Origin of the sequence: Sphingobium sp. ba1 (assembly GCF_000743655.1) — a bacterium.
Taxonomy (GTDB): Bacteria; Pseudomonadota; Alphaproteobacteria; order Sphingomonadales; family Sphingomonadaceae; genus Sphingobium.
Genome location: NZ_JPPQ01000069.1, coordinates 910,901 through 919,320 on the forward strand (window position 1 = coordinate 910,901; position 8,420 = coordinate 919,320).

Annotated in this window: 8 protein-coding genes; all 8 read right to left on the bottom strand. The window is 60.9% G+C overall.

Annotation, left to right across the window (positions count from 1 at the left end; translation table 11 throughout):
- Positions 1–878, bottom strand: an 878-nt coding sequence (locus tag IL54_RS24900; protein ID WP_193378829.1) for a carboxylate--amine ligase, incomplete at its 3' end; no start/stop codon positions are given.
- Positions 875–1,441 (bottom strand): hypothetical protein, encoded by a 567-nt coding sequence (locus IL54_RS22190; RefSeq protein ID WP_052027594.1) that lies wholly within the window; start codon positions 1,439–1,441, stop codon positions 875–877. The genes IL54_RS24900 and IL54_RS22190, both read right to left, overlap by 4 nt.
- Positions 1,442–1,848: 407 nt before the next feature.
- Positions 1,849–3,080, bottom strand: a protein-coding gene (locus IL54_RS23660) for an IS3 family transposase (protein WP_197716492.1) whose coding sequence is annotated in 2 segments (ribosomal slippage) — positions 1,849–2,744 and positions 2,744–3,080 — 1,233 coding nt in all. Because the reading frame shifts where the segments join, the coding sequence is not laid out codon by codon here.
- A gap of 61 nt (positions 3,081–3,141) precedes the next feature.
- Complete coding sequence (locus tag IL54_RS07495) at positions 3,142–3,741, bottom strand: hypothetical protein (RefSeq protein WP_037474416.1); 600 nt, start codon at positions 3,739–3,741, stop codon at positions 3,142–3,144.
- Positions 3,742–3,760: 19 nt separating this feature from the next.
- The gene (locus IL54_RS07500; protein ID WP_076605474.1) at positions 3,761–4,198 is read right to left on the bottom strand and encodes an SRPBCC family protein; all 438 of its coding nucleotides are present in this window, start codon (positions 4,196–4,198) and stop codon (positions 3,761–3,763) included.
- A 29-nt stretch (positions 4,199–4,227) separates the two neighbouring features.
- Entirely contained in the window at positions 4,228–4,992 is a 765-nt protein-coding gene (locus IL54_RS07505; protein ID WP_081912829.1) for an SDR family NAD(P)-dependent oxidoreductase, read from the bottom strand.
- Positions 4,980–5,735 (bottom strand): SDR family NAD(P)-dependent oxidoreductase, encoded by a 756-nt coding sequence (locus tag IL54_RS07510; protein WP_037474419.1) that lies wholly within the window; start codon positions 5,733–5,735, stop codon positions 4,980–4,982. Before IL54_RS07510 ends, IL54_RS07505 begins: the two co-directional genes overlap by 13 nt.
- 52 nt (positions 5,736–5,787) lie before the next feature.
- Complete coding sequence (locus tag IL54_RS07515) at positions 5,788–8,097, bottom strand: TonB-dependent receptor (protein ID WP_162182212.1); 2,310 nt, start codon at positions 8,095–8,097, stop codon at positions 5,788–5,790.
- Positions 8,098–8,420: the final 323 nt, after the last annotated feature.

Here is an 8,420-nt window from a genome sequence, read left to right on the forward strand (position 1 = left end):
CTGCCCCAAAAGCGACCGTTGATCTCCATTAGCCAGTAAGTACCCGTCGCAGGATCATGGCGATATTCCACCATCGCTGGCCCTTCCCAACCGATATAACGCAGCAGTGCCTCGGACTTCGCCATCTGTGCGCGATGGTCCGACAGGGGAACGGTTGCGCACAGGGTGGACACGCCGCCGCTCGCGGGAAATTCGCGCAGTCGGCGATGCTGGAAGCGCAGCCGAGCCTCCCCGCCCGCCATCATCAGCATCTGCCCGAAGCCGTAACCGCCGCACCAGCCCTGCACTAGCGGCCACACCGCCAGCGCATCATAGGGTACCAGCTTCGCCAGCAGGTCGGTGGCGTCGGTCGCGTAGGCAATCTTCTCGAACGGCAGGCCCGCCGCATCGAGCGCGGCCCACATCGCGGGCGGATCGCTCCATTTCAGGATGGCAGGATAGGGCAGAGTCGCGGCCTTCGCGGCGAAATCCTCACCCGTCAGCGGCTGCCAGCTTGGCGGGCCGGCGATCCCCACAGCTGCAGCCGCTTCCAGCGTGCGCGTCTTATCGAGCACCACCGCCAGCCGGTCGGCGCGCGGGGTCAGGATGCGGCAGCCTTCGATAACCTCCGGCAGATCAGCGAGCGCGATCAGATCGCCCTCGCTGATCGCCAGCAGCACCGCCGCGCCCGTTTCTCGAATCACCTTGGGCAACCAGTCGGCCAGATCGCGCGCCCTAGGCCGCACGACGAAGCGCGCGGTGTGTCGCGAATAGCGCCCGATCGCCTTTACGCTCCTGCCGATGGCGACAACCGGCACGCCAAGGCGGCCAAGCTCGCGCACGACCGTAAGCCCGATGGCGCTGTCCACGCCCAGAACGATGGCAACGGGCAAGGTCATGCGAACTGCAGCGCATTTTCATAGCGGATTGCCGCCCACGCCAGCTGAACCATGCGTGGGTCCGTGCGGACCCGGCTGGGCGCGAGCCGGTCATGCGACAGCATCTCGAAACTATGGGTCGCCACGACGAAGCTATGCTGCCCTTGACTGGCCGCGAACCGCAGGCCTGCGGCCGCCTCCGCCTCGATCAGCGCATTCTGCGCCCTTCCGGTCAGCAACGTCAGACCCTCTAGCGCGAAATCGCCTATATGCCGTCCTAGGCATCCGTCTACGGGCGAGTCGGAAAACCATTCCAGCCGTTCGGTGTGGAAATGCACCTGTACCCCATGCCCACGCGCCATGATCGGCTCGAGCATCCGCGTCACACGATCGGGGCCACGGACGACGCCGGGCATGGGATCGAAGAACATGCTCGTGATCCCGCGCGCTTCCATCCTTTTCATCAGCCAGCCGACTCCATGCTCGCCGGTGACGGACAGCCGCAAATTCTTGTCCGCCGTGATTTCCGTTGCCAGCCGGCTGGCGGGCAATGCCGTGTCGATCGTAGTGGGCGCGCGCGTCATCCGCCGGGCATAGCATCATAGCCTTACCAATTGTTAGCCAATACCAAGGCGCACTGATGTTGAATCACGTTCGGGTGTGCATCGACAAATTCGATAGCCGGTCTGTCCGTCGTCAGAACATTTGGTGCAACTCGCGGCGTAAATTAGCGGAGTGCGGGCCTCGTCAGGGGTTGATGTTTAGGCGGCGAGCTTACGGTGCTGCAAGCGCCGATGCTCGAGGGTCTGTCGCTTGATCTGCGTGTTTCGGAAAATCCCGGACAGATATTTCACTAAATCGCGGACAGGGGGCCTTCAGCGACGATTTTTTCAAGGAGGGTTTGGACTTCATCTTCGTTCCTTCGTCATTAAGACGAAGCCCCAACCCTCCTTAATTCACAACCTCAAATCTGTGCCATTGTTGTTGCCCCCTAAAGGCCGGACAGTTCCTCACGGGTTGAACGTTCGATAAACTCTCTTGGCGATCTGTAGCCGAGAGCGCGATGCGGATGCACGCGATTATAGTGGTCGAGCCATTTTGGCAGCTGGTCGATGACGGCCTGTGCGTTGGGTCGCGGGCTGACGCGGGCGTAGTCTCGTTTGAGGGTCCGGACGAAAGCCTCGGCCATTCCGTTGCTCTGCGGACTTTCGACCGGCGTGGTGCGTGGTGCCAGGCCGATGTCGCGCGCGAAGCGCCTTGTATCTTGGGCAGTGTAGCAGCTGCCGTTATCAGTCAGCCATTCGATGGTGTGGGGCAGCTTGTTCACCTGGCCGAAGCGATGCTCGACGGTGGCAACCATGAGGTCGCGCACGTCCTCGGCGGTGATGCCGCCGGTAGTGGCTACATATCCCATCGCCTCCCGGTCGCAGCAGTCGAGGGCGAAGGCGACGCGGACCTTCTCGCCATTGTCGCAGCCGATCTCGAGGCCGTCCGAACACCAGCGTGTATTGCGGGTGACGACGGCGATCTTGCCGTCATGCCGGCGTTCCTCGCGGCGTCCGGCGTGGCGCTGGAGCAGTAAGCCATGCAGCTTCATGACGCGGTAGACGCGCTTTGGATTGGGCGCTGCGCGTCCGTTTTTTTCCGCCTCGCGGCGCAGCAGGGCATGCACGCGCCGATAGCCATAGGTTGGCAGGTCGGCGATCAGCCTGCGGATATCGGCGGCGAGTTCGGCGTCGGGCAAGGGCGGACGCCCGCGACGCCGTCGTTCTGCTGGTCGTTGCATTGCGGAGAGATGCGGTCGTGACATGCCGACGGCATTTGCAACCGCGCTCACCGTCCACCCTCGGGCCACGAGGTCGAGCGCAACAGCTGTTTTTTTGGGCCTGCGGCCCGGGAGACAGCCTCGCGCAGCAGTTCGTTCTCCATCGTCTTCTTGCCGAGCAGGCGCTGCAGTTCGCGGACTTGCGCCTCAAGCGCGCGGTAGTCGGATGCGGCCACAACTTCCTCGCCGGCCGCAGCGGCTGTGAGTGCGCCCTGAGTCATCAGCCGTCGCCAGGTGAATAGCTGGTTGCCCGCGATGCCATGGCGGCGGGCGACCAGCGACACCGAGTTCCCCGGCAAATAGGTCTCCTCAACGATGCGAATCTTCTCCTCGGGCGTCCAGCGCCGACGGCGCTGCACCGAGGTAATGACCTCTACGCGGTCATATGTTCCAGTCATACGGTCAGGCATATGCATCACACTTCCATAAGTGTGAGGGCCTGTCAGGCGATTTTGGGGGCTACTTCACTTCCTCCGGGATCACGCTGCGCATATGGGTCTCAACGCCGCCACTCAGATGGGTCTCGACCCATGAGAGGTCGCCGGCAAAGCGATCACTCTCCCAGTAGGTCGCATGAACCTTGGCAATAGCGTCCAGAATGCGTTTCACATTGTCGACGCCAACCTCATCGAGATTGCTTGGGAAGGTCGCGCCGCGCTTCGTGACATCCTCCATTATGAAGAGGTAGCGCTTCGTCTCCGGATCGAAATGGCCGCCGAGCGAACCTGGCGCCTCTATGGCCAGCCCCGGCCTGATGCGGTTGTAGAAATTGACCTCGTTCGCGAAGAGCCCGTCCAACTGGCAATACCAGGCATCGGTGCCCTTCTTGCCCGGATCGAACGACAGTTTGAGTATGACGTCCCGCGGCAAGCCGGCGGGAGACCCGGCGGCGTAATCCAGTGTCGCGGTGGCGCGGGCCGAAGTCGATACGTCCCCGTCCCCATATTCATGCGACTTGACGATAGTGAGGCCGCTGACGCCGGCGCCTGGGATGATGGGGCTGACAATGGCCGTCAGTAGATCCGGCGTCAGATCAAAAGGAGAGGGAGGTATCTGCACGTTGGAAATTCCTTCGCGATTATTCAAATAATGCGGCGAGGATATCGAGGCTGTCCGAGAGCAGCGCGAACCGGCTCGCCTCGAACGCGCGCGCCTCATCCTCGGGCAGTGGCGTATCGTAGGTCAGGCGTCGCTCGACCAAGGTTGGGCCCTCGGCACCCACCGGCGTGAGCTGCATGGCGCCGTAAACATTGTAAACGGGTAGCGGGAGGTCGCCGATCACATCATATTCCTGCGTCCAAGTCCGATCATCCATGCCCGTCAGCACTTCGTCGAAATAGGAGCCATCACCATAAGTCACCCTGCGCTTCACGCCGATGGTCAAACCATCGCCGCCTTCGAGCGAAATGACTGGATTATGCTCGATCCAGCGTGAATGCGTCCCGAAATCTCGAATGGCCTCCCAAACCGTTGCTACGGGAGCGTTTATAATTCGGCGTGCGCGAACGGTTGGCATGGATGACGTTCCTCGTGCGTGATGGTCGGTCAGTGAGCGGTCATGCCGCCGTCGACCGGGATTGCGGCCCCAGTGATGAAGGAGGCATCGTCGCTGGCGAGAAACGCCACTGCGGCAGCTATTTCATCTGGCCGGGCGAACCGCTTGAGAGCATGTTTATCCGCCCAGCTATCCATCGTCCCCTCGTCCATGAAGGACAGAGCGAGAGGCGTGAGAACGCCGCCCGGGCAAAGGGCATTCACCCGAATATTGTGGCGTCCATATTCCAGAGCAGCTGTCCTCGTCATGCCGACGACCGCTGCCTTGGATGCCGAATAGATCGACAGCGTCTCGAACCCGATCAGCGCCGCAACGGATGCGACATTGACGATGGCACCGCTGCCGCCGGCGACCATGGCGGGAAGGACCTGCTTCATCGCCAGCCAACAGGCTCGCAGATTGACGTCGATCACCCGGTCAAAATCGTCATTCTCCCCGTCGGCCAGCAAGGCAGGCGTTCCGTCGATCCCGGCATTATTGACCAGAATGTCGATCCGGCCCCATCGTTGCTCGGCCTCCCGCACGGCGGCGTGCAGCACCGACGCATCGGACACGTCGCCGACGGTTGCGAAAGCCTGGTTGCCGATGGCCTCGGCAACAGTCCGCACCTTTTCATCGAGATCGACACATAGGACGCGCGCGCCTTCGGACGCCAGGCGGCCGACCGTGGCTTCCCCTATCCCTTGCGCCGCGCCTGTCACCAGCGCCACCTTACCCGCCAGTCGCGGTGCCGGATCGCCCATCACAATGTCCATCCACCATCTGCGGCATAGCTGCCGCCGGTCAGGAAACTTGCCGACTTCGATGCAAGAAAGATGATGAGGTTCGCAATCTCGGCAGGACTCCCCGGTCGCGGGATCGGCAAGCCGGACGCGAATTGCAGGATTGGCTCAAAAGCGGCCGCCCCACCTTCAGGACGGACCATTGGCGTGTCCACGAGGCCGGGATGGACTGAATTGACCCGGATATTATCCTTGGCGAGATCGAGCGCCGCCACCTTGGTCATGCCGGTCACGGCAAACTTGCTCGCCACATAAGCGATCGCACCGCGTTCCGCCTTGAGTCCCGCCACGGACGACACATTGACGATCGCGCCACCACCCCTACCGATCATGGAGGGAGCGACCGTTTTCATGCCCAGAAAACAGGAAATTTGGTTGATCTCGATGACACGCCGATAATCGGCTTCGCTAACCTCGAAAAGCGGTGTCGGCGTCGGAGCGATGCCGGCATTATTGACCAATATGGATACCGGGCCGAAGCTGTCTTCCGCCACGGACAGGACTGTTTTCCAGTCGCATCCATCGCTGACATCGTGCGCTACGAACCGCGCCGCCTCACCTATGTCGGCAGCAACCTGCGTGCCGAGCGCCTGCTTGATATCGGTAAGGACTATCTTGGCACCATGTGCGGCAAGCATCCTCGCGGTCGCAGCCCCAATGCCACCGGCCGCGCCGGTCACGATCGCAACGTCCCCCAGGAAAGTTTCGGCGTCCATATGTCGTCCTAGCCGGGGAGGTCGATCCGGAATCGATCTCCCTGTTCCACCATCAGAAACGATAGCTGAAATTCGCCCCATAGGTGCGAGGCTCACCGGTGAAACGGACGGCGCCGTCGCCTGCCGACGCGACCGAATTCCAGTAATATTTGTTCGTCAGATTGCGGCCGTACAGGCTAACCCGCCATCCGTTGATGGACTCCACACCGATCCGGGCGTCAAGCAACGTGTAGGAAGGCATTGCAAAGTCAGCACCTTCGCCCAGATCGGCAAACGTCTTGTCCCGATAGGTAACGGTGCCGCCGACGAACGGCGAAAGATCCCCGCCCGTGTCGAACTTATACTCCGCGTCCAGGTTCGCCGACCATGGCGGCGCATAGTTGAATTGCTTGCCCGAAAAATCGAGGGGCTGGCCCGCGAAGTCGAAGCCGACATACTGGCTGACCTTGGTCTTGATATAGGTCGCACCGCCGTTGAGCCGCAGCCCGCCAAACTGCGCCGTAATATCGATGTCCGCGCCATCCACAGTGGACTTGGGGATATTGACCAGCGTCGCCGTCACAAGCGCGCCCTGCAGAACCGGCAGGAAAGAGAAGAACTGCTTGTTCACATAGTCATAGTGGAATGCCGAAGCGTTGAGCTGGACATGATTGTCGAACAGCGTGAGCTTTGCGCCGGCTTCATAAGAGGTCAGCTTTTCCTGCTTTACCGGTTTGATGACGGAGTTGAACAGGTTGACGATGACAGGGAAGGTGCCGGCCTTGAAACCCCGGCTCACCGATGCATAGAGCAGAACATCCGGCGTTACCTTGTAATTGGCGGCACCGCGCCAGGCAATATTATGTTCCTTCTGCTCACCATCGGCAAAAATGGGCAGGAAAGTGGGCGCGGCAGCCCCGCCGCCATCGTCGATCGTGATGCATCCGCCAGAGACATAGGCGGCCGCAAGCGCGGGATTGACTGCCCCGACGATCGACTGCGAGACACCACGAATACCGGGCGTGCCGCCCTTGTCGAAGGTGCATCCATTGATCGTTTGTTTCGTTTCTGTGTAGCGGGCACCAGCGGTAAGCGTGAGGCCCTGAACCACTTCATAGTCCACGCTGCCGAAGATGGCCGCGCCGCGCTGGGTCAGATCATATTTCCATTCAGCGGGCGAATTGGCCGGAAAACCGGTATAGTCCGTATAGGCGTTGGCTACGCCTTCCGTAATGTCATCCTTGCCGTAGCTTGCGCCGAGCACGAAATTGATACCCGCATCGGCATAGTTGCCGGACAGGCGAATTTCCTGGTTGATGGATTTGATATCGGCTTTGGCGGTCGCCGGCTGCATGGGCACGGCGGTGCCGTCCTGGTCGTGGGGCGAACGGAACCGCGTCTTGATATAATTTGTGATCGAGGTCAGCGACAAAGCGTCGTTGAGCTCATAATCCGCCCGCAGCACGCCTTGATAGGTATAGCTATCGGCGCGGGTGTCATATCCCGTGTCGAAATCCGCGTCGCGCGCGTTGGTCGGCAGATGATCCCGATAGGTCAGGAACGGGGCTGCCGAAGCAGCGGCTGGATTCACGGGCTGGATGAGGAATGCCTGGGCCTGCTGCTGCTCGCTGCGATCCTTCGAGGCATTCAGGTTGACCGAGATTTTGAGCCGGTCGGTGGGAGTCCAGTCCAGAAGCAGCCTGCCGGCGATCTTGTTCTGATCGCCATTTTTCTGGTTGTTGAGATAATAGCCACGCTGCCAGCCGCCGAACTGCGTGGTCTGGACAGCCACGCGCGCAAGCAACGTGTCCGACAATGGGCCGCTGACGAAGCCTTCCGCATTGGTTTCGCCCCAACGATTGACGTCCACGCGAAAGCCGGCGGAGAGATCCTTGGTGGGCTTGGCCGCAATCACGTTGATCGAGCCACCGGTCGCGTTCTGGCCAAAAAGGGTGCCTTGGGGGCCCTTGAGCACCTCGACGCGCTCGACGTCGAGAAACAACGCCTGCCCCATAACCGGATAAGGGAGGGCGGCTTCGTCGATGTACGAGCTTACGGTCGGGGGAGCAGATGCCTGAAAAGAATTAAAATTGACGCCGCGCAGCGAGAATACCGGCGGGCCGAAGACGCTGGTCGAGGCAGTAAAGCCCGGGACGATCGAACCAAGCCCTTCTGCATCTATAACACCCGCGCTCTGAAGCTGGGTTGCGGATGCGACAGAAACACTGACGCCCACATCGTTGAGACGTTGCTCACGCTTTTGCGCGGTGACGATGATATCGCCTAGACCGGATTGATCGGCGGCTGGCTGTTCGACTTGCGGTGCCGCACCAGTGGCCTGCGCATTGGCCGCTGCTGTCAGTAGCATCGATGAACCGACCAACGCGATAATCGCCGCAGACGTATAAAATTGGTGTTTCATATAACCCCTCTCCCGGACATGCCCCGCATCGGGGTCTAGTTTCCTTTCTTATCCGGCGCGAACAGGGAGCGCTGTCACCTGACAGGGTGACCTCTTCAGGGCGTACCACATTCTACCTGCTTTGGGTTTTTTTGCGACTGTCATAAGCGCGTGACGAGGGCACGTGAACGGCAGTTTATGGGTAAAACGTGCTGGCATTTGCTACCTACGGCTCTGGCATAAGGCCTAGCCCGTCTTATTCACCGGCGGCATGGGATGGGGTTGGCGGACGTGGCGTAAGTTAC